Here is a 19,325-nt window from a genome sequence, read left to right as displayed (position 1 = left end):
GTGTCGTGCAAAGGCGGTCGATACCGGGATAATGAAGCAGTGAGGTTCCCTTTGCCAGACAGTCCCTTCTCCCCTCGGGGACTTTCAGCGTGGGCTGTGACTCTCAGGCTCCGGGACGGAACGGGTGTGGCGAGGAATCGAAAGGTATTGTAAGGGCGTCCTGTGCGTCCAGCAGCGTGGGCTCGCCTCCAGGGTAACCACCACCAGTATCCAGGTACAGACGGTTTGCGACACGGGCGGGCGAGCGGAGGGGGGTGTGGCCAAAAATCACCTGGTCAATGTCACCGACCGGCGGCGCGTCCCGCCCTTGCAATGCCTTTTTAACCGTATGCCGGCCCCAGATGGCTTCCTCCCGGTCCTTCCCGGTCAATTTGGATGACCAGCATGCCCATTGGTCACCCGGCACTTCGGCGTGCACCAGGCCAATTCTCTGGTCGCCGACGGGCACCTCTATGGCGAGGGAGGTGCTTGCGGCCAGGGTCTTTACCTGTTCATGAAGCTCGTCCAGGTCATGGCGCAGGGCCCAGTCGCCGCCATTGTACATCCACAGACGGAATGCGGAAGAGGCCTGGCCCGCCGACAGGCCCCGGAGCATGAGATCCTCGTGATTCCCCCAGGTGGTGTGGAACCAGTGCTCACGGCTCAGCCCCAGGCAGCGGTAGGAGTCCGGGCCCCGGTCTACCAGGTCGCCCACGCACATCACGCGGTCCGTGTCCGGGTCGAAATCATTCTGCTCCAGCTGCCGGATGAAGGCGTCGTAACAGCCGTGAAGGTCGCCAACAACGAAATCCCTCCCGCTGGAATTTTCCGGTAGTACCGCCAGTGCCTGAATCGCCATGCAGGTTGTCTCCTCAGACTTCATCACTCAGGCGGCTGACGGAATCCCGCCAGCCCCTTTTCTTCCAGCAGCCTCGCGAATGCCAGGGTGGTCAGATCGGTACCCGGGGCTCCGATTACCTGGATATTATAGGGCAGCCCCTCCCGGGTTACGCCAATGGGCACGGAGGTGGCCGGCAGTCCCAGCAGCGAGGCCAGGGCGATCCAGGCGAACTGGTCGTGGTAGGGCCGTGGTTCGCCGTTGACGTCTATCTGGCGACGGTACTGGGGGGCGTGGTGGTTGTGACGGATGGCGGTGACCGGGTTGACCGGCGCCAGCAGGACATCAAACTCCTCGAACAACTCTTCGATCTGGGTGCGCATCTTCTCCCTGGTTTCGTTCCAGCGCATCCACTGGGCCACGCTCTGATTCGTTCCCCGGGCGTATTCCGCCATACCGAAGGTCATGGGGGTAATGCGCCGCAGGGGCTTCTCGGCAAGAGCGAACAGCTTGAGGCTGCGCTTCTGGCGCGCGGTAAGCCCCGGCCCCAGCAGGCTGCCCAGCAGGTTGAAATAAACCGGCAGGATATGCTCCATGGCAAGCAGTGGGTGCCTTGCCCGGTTCACCATGGCCCCCATCCCCGCCAGGGTATCGCCGAGTTTCCGGTAGGCATTGGTGAGCTCGTGGTCGACGGGGCAGTGCTCGTCCTCCAGCCATAAGCCCACTCTGGATTCTTCAAGCCGGGTGATTCGCGGGGCTTCCATGGCCAGTTGCCAGCTGCGAGCCAGGGCGGGCCGGGGCCCGGCTATGACCTTGAGCAGGAGTTCCAGGTCCCGGGCGGACCGGGCCATGGGGCCGCCTTCCGCCAGGTCCGGTTGAGCGATGGTGCCGGGAGGGCCGGGGATGTGGCCGCGGAACGAAACAAGACTGCGGCTGGGCTTGTGGCCGAAAACGCCACAGAAATGGGCCGGGGTGCGGATTGAGCCGGCAAGGTCGCTGCCCACCTCCAGCGGTGTCATGCCCGCCGCGAGGGCCGCTGCGCTTCCACCGGAGGAGCCGCCGGGGGTGCGTTCCGGATCCCAGGGATTGCGGGTGGTGCCGTATACCCTGTTGTAGGTCTGGATGTCGGAAGCGTAGAGCGGGACATTGGTCTTGCCAATGATAATGGCGCCGGCATCCTGCAGGCGGCGTATCAGGTCGGCGGGCTGTTGGGGATAGTGGCCAGCCAGCACCGGCGCGCCAGCGGTGCAGGGCATGCCCGGCACCTCCCAGGTATCCTTGACTGTCATGGGCAGACCGTGGAGAGGGCCGGGGGCCTCGCCGGCCCGGCGCGCCACATCGGCTTGCCGGGCCTGCCGCAGCGCTTCATCCGCGGCCAGGGTGACCACTGCATTGAGAGGCGGATTAACGGCATTGATGCGCTCGATCAGCGCAGCGGTCAGGGACTCACTGGTGAGTTCGCCGGAAGCTAGCCTGTCCAGCAACTCACTGGCGGTACAGAAATGCAGGGGTTGGTTCATCGGTACCTCTGGGGAAACGGTTACACCGAGACGGTTGTCACTGGCCAGCGGAACACTGTCAGAGTCGCTCCCGCCAGCGTTTATGCCGCACCTGCTCTTTTACCACATCAATGATTTCGAGCATCAGCTTGAGGAGTATCTCATTGTCCTGGCGGTGGGGCACTTGGGCAGGCCCGGTGCTTTCCACCCCCGGTCTCCCTGTCACTCCCGGCGAACCCGCGGCGGCTGCCTGCGGGGCCGGCATGAGAACCTCGACCACATCGGCGATGAAGTCGTGGTTGCGGCTGCTCGCAAGGTCGTTCATCACCTGGTCGATGACGTTTGAGGTAATATCGCCGACCGCCTCCTCCAGGGTTCCGCGCACCTGGTTACCGAAGATGGGCAGAAGCTTGAGACGGGAAATCTCCGGGTTCTGGCGGATCGCCTCGTTGATCCGGTTTTCCAGATAGTCCCGCAAGGCATCGCGATTGGGAACGTAGCCCTCCGAGGCCAGGTCCGCCACCCGGTCAGATAACCAGCCGGTCAGCAGGTCCCGCCGGGGATAGATGATGCCGTGCTGGACCTGGTGGACAACCGGCGACCCGCGTTTGATTTCGTATTGCAGTCCGTTAAGCACTTTCAGCACGATCTGGTCGGTAAGTTCTTCCATGAAAGCGTCGTAATAAAATGCGACGAACTGAAAGAGCCGGGTCTGCGTAATGTCGATGATGCCGTAGCGGTGCAGTCGGTAAATGATGGAGATAACGCGCAATACCCGCAGGAAACGCATGCCACTGGTGGGTATGCAGCCCAGGAGGTCGTACCAGTGAATAAACGGGTAGAAGTACCAGCGGGCATAAACCCCGGCTTTCACGGCATAGGCCCAGCGCACCATGAACTCGGTCAGAAAGATGGAGACGAAAACCAGGTCATAGAGAATGAAATTCCGGTGGACCGGCTGGTAGACTTCGTAGAAACCTGGCATGGACCGCTGGAAATAGTCCTGGATCCCCGCAAAGCTGTAGATGGAATCGAAGATAATCAGGACCAGGTTGATTATGAGTAAACCGAGCATCACGAAGTCGATGACAAACCAGGTCAGCTGATGGCTTCGCTTGAGGTTTTCCCGGTTTATGGTGAACATCCGTTGCCTTCGACTCCCCTGGCCATTCGTTTCAGGTCATTAATAGACTATCGTATTTGAACGTTAACGACGAACCAGTAACCGGAATGTCGCCGGCGCAGAGGGCTGCATCGGGTGATTATCTGGGCCGTCAGCAATCGGAGTATGACTTGCGAGTTCCCCACAAGCCAGGACATCAAGCTGCTTCGCGGAGGCTAAGACTTACATTCAGTCTTGCCGCAATATTCAGCCTTTCAATGGCGCAGCAGGCGGCTGCCAACCAGGTGGAAATCCGGATGAAGGGGGATTATCCCGATCTGCTCGACAACGCCCGCGCCTTCGTGGGTGATGTTGAGGGCCGCAGTCCGGCGGCCCTGAGGCGCTATGGCGATACGGCGGAGGAATTGGTCAGGCGGGCGCTCCGGGCGCTGGGGTACTACAGCCCCACCATTACCCGGACCCTTCGTGAGAGCGACCCGCCAACGCTCCTGCTGGAGGTGGATCCGGGACAGCCCGTGAGAGTGGTGTCCCGGGATGTAACCATTTCCGGCCCGGCCTCGGACGATCCTGATTTCCCGTCGGAACTGCCAAAGGATCCCGCGGTCGGAGATATTCTTGATCACGGCGAGTACAGCTCGCTGCGTCAGGTCATCAGCAACCGCGCATCACGGCTGGGCTATTTTGACGGCCAATTCGAGGAACACCGGCTGGAAGTCAATCCGGAAACAAGGGAGGCCGCTATTCAGTTGCATTTCCGCAGCGGTGAGAGATACCGGCTGGGAGAGGTCACCTTCAACGAAGACCACGTCTTCGAGCAGTCGCTGCTTCAGCGTTTTGTCCAGTTCGAGCCTGGCACACCCTACCATGCGGACAAGGTGGCTGAGCTGAGTGCCGATCTGTCCAACAGCGGTTATTTCAATCAGTCCCTGGTAACCGCGCCGCCGAGCGAGGCCGAGGACAGGGTGATACCGGTGAGCGCCGAAGTGAGCGAGAGGGCGCCCCGCTCGGTGGCGGCCGGTGTGGGTTTTTCCACGGACGTGGGGCCCCGCTTTCGGGGTACCTGGACAGAGCACTGGATCAATCCACAGGGCCACAAGCGCGGGGCGGAAACCGAGCTGGCAATGCCGCGCCAGAGCCTCAGCGGGTGGTACGAGCTGCCCCTTGACCCACCCATGACCGATTCCCTGCGCTTCACCACCGGCTACCAGCATGAGGAAATCGAGGACGTCAAATCCGATCGGTTTACCGTGGGTACCCAGTGGCGACATCGCCTTGACAACGGCTGGATGCGGATCGCCTCCCTGCGCTGGGAAGCGGAGCGGTTCGATATCGGCAGGTCGGAGTCCGACACAACCCGCATGCTGATGCCCGGTATCGGTTTCTCGAAGCTCCAGTCCGATTCTCCCATCGATCCCTCCAGGGGCTACCGGCTGCAGATCGATGTGAGCGGGGCCCAGCGGGAATTCCTTTCCACCGTTGACATTCTCCATGTGACCGGCCTGGCCAAGGGGCTGATTACCGTCGCTGACAATCATCGGTTCCTGTCCCGTTTCGAGGTGGGTGGACTGGCCACTAACCGGTTTTCCGATGTGCCGCCGTCACTGCGGTTCTTTGCCGGTGGCGACCAGAGCGTCCGTGGTTACGGCTATGAGACTCTGTCCCCTACAGACGATACCGGAGCCGAGATCGGGGGCCGGTACGAGATCGTGGGCAGCCTGGAGTACCAGTACCAGTTTGCACGGAACTGGCGGGTAGCGGCGTTCGTGGACGAGGGCAACGCGGTGAGGGACCTGTCCGACCCCCTGGCCACGGGTGTGGGGCTCGGTATCCGCTGGATCAGTCCCGTGGGTCCGATTCGTTTCGATGTGGCCAGGGGCCTCGACGAGGAGTTCGGTGGCGGCTGGCGCCTGCACTTTTCCATGGGGCCTGAGCTGTGAGTCGTTCCGTCCGGGTGCTTGGTCGCATCGGCCGCTGGCTGGCCATCGGACTACTGGCGGTTGCAGTGCTGTCGATACTGCTGGTCGGTGCACTGCTTCTCGCCTTGCGGTCAGACACCGGCACGGCCTGGGTGCTGGACCAGATTCCGGGCCTGGAAACCACGGGGGCCGATGGGTCCGTGCTCGGTGAGTGGCAGGCTGAACGCCTGTCGTGGCAAGGTTATGGCGTCAGCCTGGTTGTCGCAGACCCCTACCTGGACTGGTCCCCCACCTGCCTGTTCCGAAAGACACTTTGCATCGACCGGCTGCAGACGGGCTCCGTGAATCTTGATGTTCAGCCCGGCCCCGCCGATGAACCGTCTGAACCGGCTCCCATTACGCTGCCCGATATACGGCTTCCCGTCAGCCTGGATGTCGGTTCCGTCGACATCGGGCCACTCACCCTCAACGACAGCCTGGTTTTTCGGGAACTGAACCTTGAAGCGGAGGGCAGCGGCGCGGATTTCCACATTCAGAAGCTCGCGGTTGTTCGGGATGATCTCCAGCTGGAAGCCAGTGGCCGTATTGAAACCCGGGGTGACTGGCCACTGGCTCTTGACCTCAGCCTCGAGCTGCCCCCGCCCTACGGTGACGAATGGGAAGTGAGCGGCCGCCTTGGCGGCAGCGTCCGGGACCTGCGGGCCTACCTGGATTCACAGGGCTACCTTGACGGTGAGCTGGAAGCCGAACTGGCACCCCTCAGTCCGGGCGTGCCGGTTCAGCTGGAGCTGACCGCCGACCGCTTCCTGGCGCTGGACACACTGCCACCGACCCTGGCTCTCAACGACTGGCGCGTGACCGGTCGAGGCAATCTGAATGACGGTTACCGGATACAGACCCGGGCCAGCCTGCCGGGGGAGCAGGGGGCCATCGACCTGGATCTGTCCGGCCTGGTCAGCACCAGCGGCGCCCGAGACCTCGCGTTGCGGCTCGCCGGGCCTTCCGCTACAGGTGACGGCTCTGCCGAGCTGGAGATGACCGGCCAGGTTTCCTGGGACGATGGGTTGGCGGCGGAAGCGGAGATTTCCATGGGGGCGTTTCCCTGGTACTCGCTGTTACCGGATGTAGAGGCCCCCCCGGCCACGATCCGTTCCCTGGAAGCCACTGGAAGCTACAGTGACGGCCGTTACCAGGCCCGGCTTGAGGTGGATGCCGAAGGTCCCATGGGAGAGGCCACCCTGGAGACCCGGGCGGAAGGCGACCTGGAACAGGTCCGTCTGACCGGGCTCAACATGACCACGGGCGCCGGGCAGCTCAGTGGCGAGGCCGAACTGGGTTTTGCCGGGGAAATTCGCTGGCGGGCCGACCTGGGGCTGACGGATTTTGATCCGGGCTACTGGGTGCCCGAGGCCACCGCGCAGATCAACGGTTCGGTGTTTTCCGAGGGCCGGATTGACGCATCCGGTCAGCCGGATTTTACGGCCCGCTGGGATCTGGAGGGTGAATGGCGCTCGGCACCGCTTGACAGCGAGGGGCAGCTGTCCGCGGAAGCCGGGCAGTGGCAGATTCCGGAAGTGGTGGCCCGGATCGGCAGCAACGAAGTACGTGCCTCCGGGGAATTGAGCAATCCTCTGGGGGGTAAGGGCGAGATGTCTGTCAGGGCCCAGGTACAGGCGCCGGAACCAGGCGTTATCCTGCCGGGCCTGAGCGGATCGCTGCAGGCGGATGTGGAACTCTCGGGGCCTTTCACGGATCCGCAGGGGGCACTGACCCTGGCCATGGATGAACTCGCCTGGCGGGACCAGTTGGCCATCGAGCGCCTGAATCTGGAGGCGACAATCTCCCCCGGCCAGGCAGTGGATGCCACGGTGGAAGCGGAGTCCCTGGAGGCTGGCGGCCAGGTGATCGAGCGTCTCAGTGCCGATCTTGAGGGAACCCTTGACCGGCACCGGCTGAGCCTGTCCGTCCGCCATCCGGAGGCGATCATCGATACCGAAGTGGCGGGGGGCTGGCAGGCCGAAGAAGGTAACTGGCTCGGAGAGCTGGCCAGTGGACGGGTCGAGCTGCCCGGTCAGGGACAGGAGTGGGTGCTGGCTGACCCGGCAAGCATCGAATACACCGGCGGCGACACCCTGACGCTGGGGGCGCACTGCTGGCGCTGGCAGCAGAGCTCGGTCTGCGCCGGCGAGCAGACGCTGCTGCCGGACCCTTCCCTTGACTACGACATCAGCCGGCTGCCGGCCTCCTCCCTGGCGCCTCTGCTGCCGGAGACCATACGCTGGGACGCGGAGCTCAATGCCCGTATGAATGTGGAGCTCACGGACCAGGGGCCAAAGGGACGGGTCACTGTCGATGCGGGTCCCGGCGAGGTGGATGTGGTCACGGCGGAAGACTGGGAGACCCTGGGTTATGACGCCCTGGATCTGACCCTGGACCTGGAGCCCAGTCAGGCGGTCATGACCCTGAACCTGGCCGGTAAGGAGATTGGTAATCTCGACATGGAGCTCAGCCTGGACCCGCTGGCGGAGGGCATGCCGGCCGAAGGCAACTTCTCCCTGACCGGCTTTGACCTGGCCCTTGTGGGGGCGCTGCTGAACATGGAAGAGGTCAGCGGCATGGTGGAAGGTTCCGGTCGCATTGAGGGGCCACTGATGGACCCCCGGGTCTATGGCGAACTGCGGCTGGAAAACGGCCAGGTAATAGACCCGATGGTTCCCACGCCGGTGGAAGACCTGGCGGTGACCCTCGCCTTCGATGGTAAACGGGCCACCCTCGATGGCCGCTGGCGCAGCAATGGCACGGGACAGGGGGAAATCGGTGGAGTCCTCGACTGGGAGGAGGAGCCGGTGTTGACCATGGTGCTGGAAGGGCAGGCCCTGCCGGTCACCTACGAGCCCTACGCCCGGCTGGAAGTGTCCCCCGACCTGGAGCTTCGCTTTGTCGATGGCAATCTTAGTATCGCCGGCCAGGTGGACGTGCCGCGGGGCTCCATCGAAGTCAGGGAGTTGCCGGAGCAGGCCGTCGAGGTCTCGGATGATGAGGTGATCGTGGGGGTTGAGGAAGAGCCGTCACCGGTTCGTCAGCTGGACATGGACATCCGGGTTTCCGTAGGAAGCGACAAGGTGACCTTCGAGGGGTTTGGGGTGACCGGCGAGCTGGTGGGTGAGCTGCGCATCGGCGACGGCATGGATACCCGCGGCAACCTCAAGCTGGTGAATGGCCGTTACGCCAAGTTCGGCCAGGAACTGGAGCTGCGGCGGGCCAGGCTGGTCTTCGTGGGCCCCATCAGTGAGCCCTATGTCGATATCGAGGCGATCCGCCGGGTCGACGATGTGCTGGCCGGTATCCGTCTCTCCGGCCCGGCCCGGGAGCCTCGCACTGAAGTCTTTTCCGAACCATCGATGTCCCAGAACGAGGCCCTTTCCTACCTGATTCTGGGGCGTCCCCTGCAGAGCCAGGGTGACCAGGGGTCCATGAGCCGGGTCGCCCTTTCCCTGGGCCTGAGGCAGGCCAGTGGCCTTACCCGTGGCGTCGGCGAGGCCTTTGGCATTGAGGACCTGACCCTGGAAGCGGAAGGGTCCGGTGAAGAAGCCGCCGTGGTCGCCAGCGGTCAGCTGACGGAAGACCTCAGTATCCGCTATGGAGTGGGCCTGTTCGAGCCCATCACCACCGTGGCACTGCGTTACGATCTGGGCCGCTACTTCTACTTGGAGGCTGCCAGCGGCCTGGCCTCTTCCCTGGACATTTTCTACACCCGGGATTTCTGACCAGTCGGAAAGGCGCCGACTATTTCATGGAAAAGGTGGCGGATACGCTGGCGGTGATTTCCCGGCGACCGATGTCGCTCACGGTATTACTGTCGCTGCGTGCGCTCTCCGCCATCATCATGGGTTCCGGACGATAGCCGCCCTGCAGGTCGAGGGTTTTCACTTTGCCGCACTGCATGTCCAACTGCCGGGCCGCGAATTCACAGCGGGACCGGGCGCTGCGAATCGCCCCGGCGAGGGCCTGCTGTTCCAGCTGCGCCTGTTTTGAATGGAAGAACTGATGGCTGCCCAGGTGGTAGTTCATGCCCAGGCTCTGGGCCTGCTCCAGTAGCGGGTTGAGGAGCTCCAGATCGTCGATCTCGAATGTGATGGTCTGGCTGGCCACCGCCACGGTCTCTTCCTGGCTGTTGCTGTCGTTCTGGCGCGGTCCCGGCGACATCTGGCGCCGATAAAGGTGGGCGTCGGCGTCACGGTAATTGACCAGCTGATCGCGGTACCCGGCAATGCCTTCTCGCCACTGTTCCATGGTCGAGTGGACCTCTTCCGCCGCCCTGGTGGCACTCGCATTTTCCGCGGTTATGGTGAATTCCAGCCGGGCGCTGTCAGGTACGTACTGGACGCGACTCTCGCCGGTCAGGGTCACCTCCGCCGCGACGGAAACCGTGGGCAGCAGGGCCAGGGCGGCGACAACCAAACCCATGGCCTTGTGTCTGAACATGACGCTCCTGAAATGCTTCCTCATTGTGTATGGCTCCTGCGCTGGTGGTTGCCGGAAACATCACTGTTCCGGGGCATTAACTGTTGTCGTCGGGCTCTGGTACATCTTCCCTGGACAGTCGGGCAAGTTTCAGCCGGCGTGCGGTATGAACGAAATCCGCAAAAATACGGCGGTGCACACCCTGGTAAAGCAGATACTCCGGATGCCACTGCAGACCCATGAGCCATTGTCCGCGGGTGTTTTCGATGGCCTGGACAAAAAGATCGTTATCAACTGCCGTGACCTTCAGGTCCTTGCCGAGCCACTTGATGGTCTGGCTGTGGATGCGATTGGCGCCGATGGTCCGGGCCCGGGTAATCCTGCCCAGACGGGATGGCCCCACCACCTGGACGGTCTGCATGGGCAGTAACAGAGGCCGGTGCCGGGTATTGACCCTCAGCGGCGTCACGTTCTGGCACAGGGACCCGCCGCGGAAGACGTTGATCAGTTGTGCCCCACGGCATATCCCGAGTACCGGCAGGTGAAGTCGCTCGGCCTCCTTGAGCAGCATCTGGTCGGTCTGGTCCCGCAGCTGGTCGTACCGGGCCTGGATCTCCGGCTCCTGTCCGTAAAGTTCCGGGTGAATGTGGGTGCCACCGGACAGCACCAGGCCATCCAGCAGGGAAACGTCAATGCGGCTGCCCGGGCGGATGAAGTGGGTATGGGCCCCGTGAAGGCGAAGCGCCAGTGAAATCAGCCGGTCCGCCGTGCGCTTGCGGCTGGGGCCGCTGATACCGATGGTCAGACCGGGCAGTTCCTCCGGTTCGCGATCAATCTCAGACATAGCCCCGGTTCTCCAGCCAGCGGTGACAGCGAGTCTTCCACGTACTTGTAAGGTTGCGGAATGACAGGGTCCGGCTGGCCCGGAACAGATCCAGAAGCTCTTTCCGGTGTTCGGTATTGGCCACGACCTGTTCCAGCACCACCCAGTCATTCCAGACGCTGGAGAAATGCCAGTGCGGATTGTCGATGTCGCAGTCCGGCAGGCGGTAGTGAAGGGTGGGCCGTGATTTGATGCGCGGGTCCTTTACGTACCGGTCGAGCAGGTCCTTGTCCAGGTGAGCGAAAAGCGGCAACAGGTCGAGGGCCCGGTTACGGGTGGGGTTCTCATTCAGGTAGTCATGCATGAGCCCGGCCATATCCGGCGCGTAATCGGCGGCAACCAGCCGGTCCACATAGCGGCCGGACCAGGGTTCTATGTAGGTGGTGACCTTGCGGCTGAAGTCCAGCTGGTGGCGACTCTTGAGCCAGTCATAGAGCGCGGCGAAGGTCTGCAGGTAATGGCGGAGGGTGTCCGCTTCCAGGTCCGGCAGTTCCGGATTCAGTTGCAGGCCAAAGGCGTACAGGATCGCTTCCCTGCTGCCCACCGCACCGGCCTCACGGAGCTCGTCGGTCAGGCGCTCGATGGTCTCCAGGGTATCGAAGGGCAGGGGAGGGGAGACGATTTCCAGCGGCACCAGTCGTTCGGCGGCGTAGTCAATCACATCCATGGCGTGACCGCCCAGTTCCCGCAGCGACTCGGGGACCGATTCGTCCTGGAGGTCCATCCGCTTGATCGGATCGGAATCCAGTTCGATGGTGAATTCCCCCAGCCGGGTGTCGATGGCACTGACGTACCGTGATCTGGAACTGGCCTCGCCCTCCAGCAGGCGGGCGGCCAGGGCCACCAGCTTGTCGAAGCTCAGGCCAGAGACCTCGATCTCGACGCCTATCCGCCGGGTCTCGCCGTCCCGATTGGTCATGACGTCAGGCATGTGGCAGCGGGTGGGCATGGGCGAAGGTCTCCTTGTGGTGGGTGTTGACTGGCTTTTCCAATGTAACAGCTTACCGTCAAAGGTCGGAAAGTTCCTGCACCGGAAGGAAATCGATCTGTCCACTTTACACTGGATAAAATACTGTATAAGGTACTATTAACTGTATATAACACCAGCATTGGCGGACCGGATGACAGGAGCCGCCGCTGCCGGACAAGGGCAGGGAAATTGCCGGAGTATAAGGAAAACGCCATGAAGCTGACCGCACGACAGACCCAGGTACTGGACATTATTCGCCGCTACGTGGATGAAACAGGCTATCCCCCCACGCGGGCGGAGATAGCCTCGGAGTTGGGCTTCCGGTCCGCCAACGCCGCGGAAGAGCACCTGCGTGCACTGGCCCGGAAAGGCGCCATCGAGATGGTGCCCGGCACCAGCCGCGGCATTCGACTGCCGGAAGTGGAGGAGGATCTCGGCCTGCCGGTGATCGGACAGGTGGCGGCGGGCAGTCCCATCCTGGCCCAGGAGCACATCGAGGACTACTGCACGCTGAAGCCGGAGTTCTTCACCCCGTCGGCCGACTATCTGCTGCGGGTCCGGGGGATGAGCATGAAGGACATCGGGATCCTCGATGGTGACCTGTTGGCGGTGCACCGCACCCAGGACGTTCACAATGGCCAGGTGGTGGTTGCCCGGGTCGGAGAGGACGTGACGGTCAAGCGCTACCGCCGTGAGGGATCGGAGGTCCATCTGATTGCCGAGAACGAGGAGTTCGCGCCGATCGTGGTGGACCTGACAGACCAGGAGCTGGTGATCGAGGGGCTTGGTGTTGGCGTTATCCGCCAATCCGACCTGCACAGGGTGCACTGATCGCCTTCGGGGTTTTTGAACGTATTTGCCAGGACAGCGATTCAGGCTGTCACACAACGGGTTTCGGGAGGACAGGATGGAACAGCTGGGGTTGAGTATGAACAGTGGGTATTCGCCGGCTGCGACCCACCATCGAAAGGCTGAGTCACAACCGGCGGTCGCTCCCCGGGGCAATGTTACCGAGGTCATCATGCCCCCGGGGCAGGTGGAGAATTTTCAGCTTCTGTTGCCCATGTTGACACAATTGAATCGTGAGCGTCGCTGGCTCGCCTGGATCGATCCGCCCCAGGAACTGGTGAGCAAGTGGCAGACCCTGCACGGTATCGTGGCGGGTGAAATACTGATGCTGCGGTCTACCCGCGATTACTCAGCTCTGGAACTGGCGGAACGGGCACTGAGTGCCGGCACCTGCCACGCCGTGGTGATGTGGACGTCGCGGCTATCGAGCCGTGATTTCGGTGCTCTTGAGCAGGCGTCCGCTCGCGGAGACAGTCATGGAGTGATTCTGCGAACACGCTGATTAGCACTGACGTCTGTCCCGGGTGATGACCCGGGCAAACGTCAGTGAAGTGTGTGGTGGGCGTGGGACTCGAAATCCTCGGAGTCGGCCTCTTCCCAGTCGAGACCTTCGTTCAGGTGGCTGACGGCCTCGATGCCGGCATCTATCATGGCCCGGGCCACCGTCATGTCACGATTCTCCATCATTTCCCGCGCCTCACGGGAAAAGGAGATTTTTACCAGCGGGGCGGCGTCGTCATCGACCCGTTTCAGGGCGTAGTCGCCGTTGCTCAGTTGTACAATTTCAAAAAAAGAGGGTGTCATAGGATCCTTTCATCAAGAAGGGTTTTACGGCTTACCATTCCGCATGGCGTTCGCCCAGTTCGGCGAGAAACGTTTTCATGGCCGCCAGCGACTGCTGCAGAGTCCTGGCCGACCGGTCCGGCCCGGGGGCAGCGGAAACGGCGATAATATTGTCGTTCGACACGGTTTTTCGCTGTTGTGGCGGCTCGCTCTGGGTAGCCTCCAGCTGGTCCAGGTGGTTCCACCAACTGCCGGGAGTCGATGCCAGGGCTTCGAGCCACTCTATCTCGGCGCAGCCACCGGTGATTTCCGCCAGTGCCGCTATGGATTCCGGCATCGCTTTTTTGTCCTGGTAATAACGGGCAATCAGCGCCAGTATCAGTTGGCGGCCCCGGAGGGCCAGTTCAATCGCACCCTGCAGGCTGGCCTCGGCATCACCGGGACTCTCCTGCTCCCCCGCCAGCGTGGCCAGGCGGCCGGCAAGAAACAGTTTCTGTGAAACAAGGGATTGCCACTGTGCAGACATGGTGGTCGTTGACCTCATTGCCTTCGGATATAGCCCGCCAGTATACCAGCTCTGTTGCTTGATTTCTCCTGCGGGGTTGCACACCCTGACATCGGAGCTGTGAACCGGCAAAGCCTCCCGCCCGAGCGGACAGGGAAGGGAAAGAGAGAGGCGGTTTCGGGCAGGAGGTTTGGACTGTATACTGCTGTCAACCCATTACTGCTGGCCGAGGTTCGACATGAATGACGCAAATCAGGATCTGGAACGGCTGGACCAGCGGATCCTTCAGCTACAGCAGGCGCTGGAGGCAAAAGACTGGAGCCTGATCGCGGAGCTTAATCGTACTGTCAGCGGTCTGATCAGCCCGGTGATGGATGCCCTGGAAAAGGGCGAGCTGTCCCCAACAGCGGTTCAGCAACGACTGCAGACAATGCAGAGCTTTGTGACTGACGCTGACCGGCAAGCCAGGAATGCCCGGGAGGAGGCTCGCGAGGCTCTGGCCCAGGTTGGCCAGAACCGGAAGGCGGCCAGTGCCTACGAAGGGGTTTCCAGCCGACGTAAGTGACGGAGTGGCCAACAGGCGCTCTTCCCCGGAACCATAGTGGGGAGGCCATCAACAGGCCGTTGTGAATCCGGATCAATCAAATGCGTCATAAAATTGACTCCGGCCCCTTAAAAGTCTTAAATACCGCTCAAATAATCACATCCGGCCAGGGCCCCGATGCCCTTTCTGACCAAGAGATTCCATCCGAATGTCGACGAGTAATGCTGCGCTGGTGCTGAGCAGGGAAGAGGCTCGGGCCCGAGACCTGACGACGATTCTTGAGTTCATTGGTGAAGAGCATGTCCTGGACGACTTCGCCTCCCGGGAGCTTCTCGCCAGTGGTGACGGGGAGATTCTGTCCTCTGTTGCGGTTGCCGTCATCAATGCCGAGGACCCGGACCAGGCGAAATCGGACATCGCCCTGGTGTGTGCCGCTGAAGCCGGTCTCCCGATTCTGCTGGTGGGCGACCCGGACATCGGCGGTCTGGAGGACGACTGCCGGGCCCGGGTGATCGCCCGTCTTGAGTGGCCGCTGAATTACACCAAGTTCGTGGACTCCCTCTACCGGGCCCAGATCTTCCGTGACCAGTACGCCCGTGCCCGGGGCCGGGGCCAGAGGCGGGGCATCACCCTGTTCCGGAGCCTCGTGGGCACAAGCCGCAGCGTGCAGTCGGTAAGGGACCTGATGGGCCAGGTGGCGGATAAGGACGTCAGTGTTCTTATCACCGGCGAGTCCGGTACCGGCAAGGAGGTGGTTGCCCGCAATCTCCATTACCACTCTCCCCGTCGGGAAAAACCCTTTGTGCCGGTGAACTGCGGAGCGATTCCGGCGGAGTTGCTGGAAAGCGAGTTGTTCGGCCATGAAAAGGGCGCCTTTACCGGAGCCATCACCGCTCGCGTCGGCCGCTTTGAACTGGCGGAGGGCGGCACCCTGTTCCTGGATGAGATCGGGGACATGCCCCTGAACATGCAGGTCAAGATCCTGCGTGTCCTGCAGGAGAGGACCTTCGAGCGGGTGGGTAGCAACCGCACCCAAAGTGCCGACGTCCGCATCGTCGCCGCAACCCACAAGAATCTGGAGGATATGATCGAGAAAGGGGACTTCCGGGAAGATCTGTACTATCGCCTCAATGTGTTCCCCATCGAGATGCCGGCCCTGCGGGAGCGGGCGGAAGACATTCCCCTGCTGATCAACGAACTGATTGCCCGCATGGAAAAGGAGAAGCGGGGCTCCCTGCGCCTGAATTCGGCCGCCATTCTGAGCCTGTGCCGCCACGACTGGCCCGGCAACGTCCGGGAGCTGGCGAACCTGGTGGAACGGCTTGCGATCATGCATCCCTACGGCGTGATCGGCGTGCAGGAACTGCCCAAGAAATTCCGCTACGTGGATGATTACGACGAGAACCGGCCGCTGGAGGAGGATCCCATGCCCTCCAACATTCCGGGACTCGTGGGTCTGGATGCGCCGGCGTTATTGCCGGTCAACGGACTGGACCTGAAGGACTATCTCTCCAGCCTTGAGAAACAGCTGATCCAGCAGGCGCTGGACGAATCCAGTGGCGTGGTGGCCCGTGCGGCCGAAAAGCTGTGCATTCGCCGGACCACCCTGGTGGAGAAGGTGCGCAAGTACGGGCTGCGGGAGGAAGACGATGCCTGACGGATTTCCGTCACCAGGTCGGTGCTGAATCCACAGGTCTGTCATTTCCTTTCAGTTTGTTACTGATTTAAAAAGAAAAACAGGATCTGGCACAGGTTCTGCTAATACCCCCTCGACTCATTACATTCTGGTCAGGGGGAAGCATGACACAGTTCCAGACGGCACTTCCGTTGTCCCGCTCGCGGGGTGCAAGCGCGGCCACCAATGCCGCTGCCGAAGCCAACCAAAAGGTAACGGCGCTGTTTCCGTCCCAGGACGACGGCGCTGCCGTGGACACGGCTCTGGATCTGTTCAATCAGATGTCCCGCCAGATCACTGATTCCTATCGTACCCTGGAGTCCCGGGTAAACCAGCTTTCCGGCGAGCTCACCGCCGAATCCCGTCAACGCCAGCATGAACTTGAAGAAAAGGAACGCCTGGCGGATCGTCTCTCAACCCTGCTGTCGGCGCTGCCAGCCGGTGTCATCGTGCTGGACAGCCAGGGCGCCGTCGCCCAGTGCAATCCCGCGGCAGTCGCCCTGCTGGGTGAGCCCCTTGAGGGCGAACGGTGGGTCAGCGTGATCCAGCGCTGTTTCGCCCCGCGCCGGGACGATGGTCATGAGGTTTCCCTGAAGGACGGTCGCCGGGTCAGCATCGAGATCCGGACCATGGAAAACGAACCGGGGCAGTTGATTCTGCTCACCGACCTGACAGAGACCCGGCAGCTGCAGTCCCAACTGGCTCACGCCCAGCGACTGTCCGCCATGGGCCGGATGGTGGCCTCCCTGGCTCATCAGATCCGCACACCCCTGTCCGCTGCCATCCTCTATGGTGGTCATCTGTCCCAGCCCGATCTGGATGAAGAGCTGCGCCAGCGTTGCGCCAGCCGGCTGATGTCCCGACTGACTCACCTGGAGGGGCAGGTGCGCGACATGCTCACCTTCGCCCGGGGGGAGACCCGTCTGGCCGAGGCGCTGTCGTCGGATCGTCTGCAGGAAGCCCTGCAGGCAGCGGTTGACGGCCTGAATCCCACTGATCGCGCACGGGTCAAGGTGGCCGCCACCGGGGCCCGGATACCGCTGATGTGCAACCGCGAAGCCCTTGTCGGCGCCTGTATGAACCTGGTGAACAACAGTATCGAGGCAGGTGCCGATCGTATTCAGGTCACTCTCAAAGGTATGGCGGATTCACTGGCGGTTTCGGTGACCGACAACGGTCCGGGCTTCCCCCAGGGGAAAGTGACGGAGCTGATGGAGGCGTTCTACACCACCAAGTCCCACGGCACCGGTCTGGGCCTGGCCGTGGTTCAGGCGGTGGTCAAGGCTCACAACGGTGAGTTCCGTCTGACCGCCGGCGAAAAAGGCGGAGCCAGTGCCACGATTGAGCTGCCGGCAGTACGGCAGACCCGAATTCATAACCAGGAACAGACCTGTCGCTGACAGGAAGGACAGGCGGAGGACGTTATGGCCCGACCCCAGATTCTGATCGTTGAAGATGACCATGACCTGCGTGAAGCGCTGGTCACCACCCTCGAGCTGGCGAAGTTCCGTGTACGGGAAGCCGCCAGCGGGGAAAAGGCCCTGGAAGAGCTGGCGCGGGCTCCGGTGGACATGGTGGTCAGCGACGTCAACATGCCGGGGATGTCCGGCCACGAACTGCTGGCGGAGGTGTTGCGGCTCCATCCCGGACTGCCGATGACGCTGATTACCGCCTATGGCCAGATCAGCGATGCGGTGAACGCGATGCAGATCGGCGCCACCGATTACCTGGTCAAACCCTTCGAACCTCAGGTCCTCGTGGACGCGGTGGAGAAGGTTCTCGGCGCCGGCAGCACCAGTCGCCAGCGTAAGAGTGACGAGCCGGTGGCGGAAGATCCCATCAGTAAAAGGCTGTTCCAGCTCGCCCGCAAGGTCGCCGCCAGTGACTCCACGGTGATGATTTCCGGCGAGAGTGGGACGGGCAAGGAAGTGCTGGCACGCTTTATCCACCAGCACTCCAGCCGTGCCGATGAGCCTTTTGTGGCCATCAACTGCGCAGCCATCCCCGAGAACATGCTGGAAGCCATCCTCTTCGGCCACGAAAAAGGCGCATTCACCGGTGCTCACGCCTCGGTTCCCGGCAAGTTCGAGCAGGCCAATGGCGGCACTATCCTGCTGGATGAGATTTCCGAGATGGACCTGGGGCTGCAGTCAAAGCTGTTGCGGGTGTTGCAGGAGCGGGAAGTGGAGCGCATTGGCGGTCGCCGGACCATTTCCCTGGATGTCCGGGTGCTGGCCACCACCAACCGTGACCTGGCGGATTACGTGCGTGAAGGCAAGTTCCGGGAGGATCTCTACTACCGCCTGACGGTACTGCCGATGCATTGGACCCCCTTGCGTGACCGTCCCCAGGACATCCTGCCCCTGGCCGAGCACCTGCTGCGCCAGCACAGTCGCAAGATGAAGCTGGCGGGGATTTCCCTCGGTCGCGGAGCACGCCAGGCGCTGCTGAACCATCGCTGGCCGGGCAACGTCAGGGAGCTGGACAACGCCATTCAAAGGGCCCTGGTTCTGCATCAGGGTGCTGAAATCGAGTCCGAGGACCTGTGCCTGGAGCTGGGCATCACCGGCCTGGGTTCAGCGCCCCGCTCCCCACAGGTGGAATCATCAGCACACATCGTGCCGCAGGCACCCTCGTCTCCCCGGTGGGAGGCGCCGGTTGCACAGGGCGAACCCGAGGTCGAGGCAGCGCCGGCAATCCCGACCGATGAAGACTCAGGCTCCCTGGGAGACGACCTGCGCCGCCGGGAATTCCGCATCATCATCGACACACTGCGCCGCGAACGCGGCCGCCGCAACCGCGCCGCCGAGCAACTGGGCATCAGCCCCCGCACCCTCCGCTACAAGCTTGCCCAGATGCGCGATTTCGGCATCGACCTGGACGCCGAACTGGCAGTGGCCAGCTAAGATATCCAATACCCCGACTCCTTCGTGGGCGCCCCTTTGTGGCGCCTCTTTTTTTGCCGCGGAATCCGCGGAACTACGCGGAAACAAGATAAAGACAGGATTAGCCACGGAAACCACGGAAGGACACGGAAATTAAAACAGAATAAACAAAACAGACTCAGACCCTTCGAAGAGCTGGCGGGTGCTTAAAGCCGATCTTTGTCTTCTTTTTTCCGTGTCCTTCCGTGGTTTCCGTGGCAATCAATCGTCGTTTCCTTCCGCGTTCTTCCGCGGATTCCGCGGCTGAAAAAGCTTCTTTAATTCCCGTCAAAAAGCCGGCGCCAGTTCGCTCAGCGTTTCTTTCCGGCTTCTTAACCTACCGTAATTATTGGCATAAATGGAATTGGCTTTC

General features: G+C 62.1%; 16 protein-coding genes. 8 read left to right on the top strand and 8 right to left on the bottom strand.

Annotated elements, in window-relative coordinates; translation table 11 throughout:
* Positions 1 to 103: 103 nt before the first annotated feature.
* The 3 genes from BM346_RS04830 to BM346_RS04820 are packed head-to-tail and all read right to left on the bottom strand — an operon-like array spanning position 104 to position 3,460.
* The gene (locus BM346_RS04830; protein ID WP_167812640.1) at positions 104 to 838 is read right to left on the bottom strand and encodes a metallophosphoesterase; all 735 of its coding nucleotides are present in this window, start codon (positions 836 to 838) and stop codon (positions 104 to 106) included.
* 23 nt (positions 839 to 861) lie between these two features.
* Positions 862 to 2,337 (bottom strand): amidase, encoded by a 1,476-nt coding sequence (locus BM346_RS04825; RefSeq protein WP_092009365.1) that lies wholly within the window; start codon positions 2,335 to 2,337, stop codon positions 862 to 864.
* A gap of 58 nt (positions 2,338 to 2,395) precedes the next feature.
* Complete coding sequence (locus BM346_RS04820) at positions 2,396 to 3,460, bottom strand: hypothetical protein (protein ID WP_092009363.1); 1,065 nt, start codon at positions 3,458 to 3,460, stop codon at positions 2,396 to 2,398.
* 275 nt (positions 3,461 to 3,735) lie between these two features.
* Here BM346_RS04820 and BM346_RS04815 point away from each other — a divergent pair, with 275 nt between their 5' ends.
* Entirely contained in the window at positions 3,736 to 5,376 is a 1,641-nt protein-coding gene (locus BM346_RS04815; protein ID WP_092013317.1) for an autotransporter assembly complex protein TamA, read from the top strand.
* Positions 5,373 to 9,122, top strand: coding sequence for a translocation/assembly module TamB domain-containing protein (locus BM346_RS04810; RefSeq protein ID WP_092009362.1), 3,750 nt, complete (start codon positions 5,373 to 5,375; stop codon positions 9,120 to 9,122). The genes BM346_RS04815 and BM346_RS04810 overlap by 4 nt, the downstream gene beginning before the upstream one ends.
* Positions 9,123 to 9,141: 19 nt before the next feature.
* On the opposite strand, the gene BM346_RS04805 is transcribed toward BM346_RS04810, so the two are convergent.
* The 3 genes from BM346_RS04805 to BM346_RS04795 form a co-directional block, all read right to left on the bottom strand.
* Positions 9,142 to 9,840: an SIMPL domain-containing protein gene (locus BM346_RS04805; RefSeq protein WP_092009360.1), complete on the bottom strand. Its 699-nt coding sequence runs from the start codon at positions 9,838 to 9,840 to the stop codon at positions 9,142 to 9,144.
* Between the two features lie 76 nt (positions 9,841 to 9,916).
* Positions 9,917 to 10,663 carry a gamma-glutamyl-gamma-aminobutyrate hydrolase family protein gene (locus tag BM346_RS04800; RefSeq protein ID WP_092009358.1) on the bottom strand — a complete coding sequence of 249 codons (747 nt, stop codon included), beginning with the start codon at positions 10,661 to 10,663 and terminating at the stop codon, positions 9,917 to 9,919.
* Entirely contained in the window at positions 10,656 to 11,651 is a 996-nt protein-coding gene (locus BM346_RS04795) for an amidoligase family protein (RefSeq protein WP_092009356.1), read from the bottom strand. Before BM346_RS04795 ends, BM346_RS04800 begins: the two co-directional genes overlap by 8 nt.
* Positions 11,652 to 11,885: 234 nt before the next feature.
* Here BM346_RS04795 and lexA point away from each other — a divergent pair, with 234 nt between their 5' ends.
* Positions 11,886 to 12,503 (top strand): transcriptional repressor LexA, encoded by a 618-nt coding sequence (lexA, locus tag BM346_RS04790; RefSeq protein WP_092009355.1) that lies wholly within the window; start codon positions 11,886 to 11,888, stop codon positions 12,501 to 12,503.
* 76 nt (positions 12,504 to 12,579) lie between these two features.
* The gene (locus BM346_RS04785) at positions 12,580 to 13,023 is read left to right on the top strand and encodes a cell division inhibitor SulA (RefSeq protein ID WP_092009353.1); all 444 of its coding nucleotides are present in this window, start codon (positions 12,580 to 12,582) and stop codon (positions 13,021 to 13,023) included.
* A 41-nt stretch (positions 13,024 to 13,064) separates the two neighbouring features.
* On the opposite strand, the gene BM346_RS04780 is transcribed toward BM346_RS04785, so the two are convergent.
* Together BM346_RS04780 and BM346_RS04775 are read right to left on the bottom strand one after the other, a co-directional pair.
* The gene (locus BM346_RS04780; protein ID WP_092009351.1) at positions 13,065 to 13,325 is read right to left on the bottom strand and encodes a hypothetical protein; all 261 of its coding nucleotides are present in this window, start codon (positions 13,323 to 13,325) and stop codon (positions 13,065 to 13,067) included.
* Between the two features lie 31 nt (positions 13,326 to 13,356).
* The gene (locus BM346_RS04775) at positions 13,357 to 13,830 is read right to left on the bottom strand and encodes a DUF6586 family protein (RefSeq protein WP_092009349.1); all 474 of its coding nucleotides are present in this window, start codon (positions 13,828 to 13,830) and stop codon (positions 13,357 to 13,359) included.
* Positions 13,831 to 14,047: 217 nt separating this feature from the next.
* Between BM346_RS04775 and BM346_RS04770 the strand changes: the two genes are divergently transcribed.
* From BM346_RS04770 to BM346_RS04755, 4 genes are all read left to right on the top strand, one after another.
* On the top strand, positions 14,048 to 14,374 hold the full coding sequence (locus tag BM346_RS04770; RefSeq protein ID WP_139229901.1) for an SOS cell division inhibitor: 327 nt from the start codon (positions 14,048 to 14,050) through the stop codon (positions 14,372 to 14,374).
* Between the two features lie 187 nt (positions 14,375 to 14,561).
* Positions 14,562 to 16,010, top strand: coding sequence for a sigma-54 dependent transcriptional regulator (locus BM346_RS04765; protein WP_092009345.1), 1,449 nt, complete (start codon positions 14,562 to 14,564; stop codon positions 16,008 to 16,010).
* Between the two features lie 143 nt (positions 16,011 to 16,153).
* Positions 16,154 to 17,428 (top strand): sensor histidine kinase, encoded by a 1,275-nt coding sequence (locus tag BM346_RS04760; protein WP_092009343.1) that lies wholly within the window; start codon positions 16,154 to 16,156, stop codon positions 17,426 to 17,428.
* A gap of 24 nt (positions 17,429 to 17,452) precedes the next feature.
* Positions 17,453 to 18,934: a sigma-54-dependent transcriptional regulator gene (locus BM346_RS04755; RefSeq protein ID WP_092009342.1), complete on the top strand. Its 1,482-nt coding sequence runs from the start codon at positions 17,453 to 17,455 to the stop codon at positions 18,932 to 18,934.
* The last annotated feature ends 391 nt before the right edge of the window (positions 18,935 to 19,325 follow it).

The sequence above is a fragment of the Marinobacter daqiaonensis genome (assembly GCF_900115285.1).
In the GTDB taxonomy this organism is placed as follows: Bacteria; Pseudomonadota; Gammaproteobacteria; order Pseudomonadales; family Oleiphilaceae; genus Marinobacter; species Marinobacter daqiaonensis.
Note: the sequence above shows the minus strand (reverse complement) of the source record. Positions and strands in the feature narration are given on the sequence as shown.

Coding starts and splice junctions, on each gene's coding strand:
- BM346_RS04770 (WP_139229901.1), top strand. CDS start 14,048: ATGAATGACGCAAATCAGGATCTGGAACGGCTGGACCAGCGGATCCTT.
- BM346_RS04775 (WP_092009349.1), bottom strand. CDS start 13,830: ATGTCTGCACAGTGGCAATCCCTTGTTTCACAGAAACTGTTTCTTGCC.
- BM346_RS04765 (WP_092009345.1), top strand. CDS start 14,562: ATGTCGACGAGTAATGCTGCGCTGGTGCTGAGCAGGGAAGAGGCTCGG.
- BM346_RS04795 (WP_092009356.1), bottom strand. CDS start 11,651: ATGCCCACCCGCTGCCACATGCCTGACGTCATGACCAATCGGGACGGC.
- BM346_RS04825 (WP_092009365.1), bottom strand. CDS start 2,337: ATGAACCAACCCCTGCATTTCTGTACCGCCAGTGAGTTGCTGGACAGG.
- BM346_RS04820 (WP_092009363.1), bottom strand. CDS start 3,460: ATGTTCACCATAAACCGGGAAAACCTCAAGCGAAGCCATCAGCTGACC.
- BM346_RS04755 (WP_092009342.1), top strand. CDS start 17,453: ATGGCCCGACCCCAGATTCTGATCGTTGAAGATGACCATGACCTGCGT.
- BM346_RS04805 (WP_092009360.1), bottom strand. CDS start 9,840: ATGTTCAGACACAAGGCCATGGGTTTGGTTGTCGCCGCCCTGGCCCTG.
- BM346_RS04815 (WP_092013317.1), top strand. CDS start 3,736: ATGAAGGGGGATTATCCCGATCTGCTCGACAACGCCCGCGCCTTCGTG.
- BM346_RS04785 (WP_092009353.1), top strand. CDS start 12,580: ATGGAACAGCTGGGGTTGAGTATGAACAGTGGGTATTCGCCGGCTGCG.
- lexA (WP_092009355.1), top strand. CDS start 11,886: ATGAAGCTGACCGCACGACAGACCCAGGTACTGGACATTATTCGCCGC.
- BM346_RS04800 (WP_092009358.1), bottom strand. CDS start 10,663: ATGTCTGAGATTGATCGCGAACCGGAGGAACTGCCCGGTCTGACCATC.
- BM346_RS04780 (WP_092009351.1), bottom strand. CDS start 13,325: ATGACACCCTCTTTTTTTGAAATTGTACAACTGAGCAACGGCGACTAC.
- BM346_RS04760 (WP_092009343.1), top strand. CDS start 16,154: ATGACACAGTTCCAGACGGCACTTCCGTTGTCCCGCTCGCGGGGTGCA.
- BM346_RS04830 (WP_167812640.1), bottom strand. CDS start 838: ATGGCGATTCAGGCACTGGCGGTACTACCGGAAAATTCCAGCGGGAGG.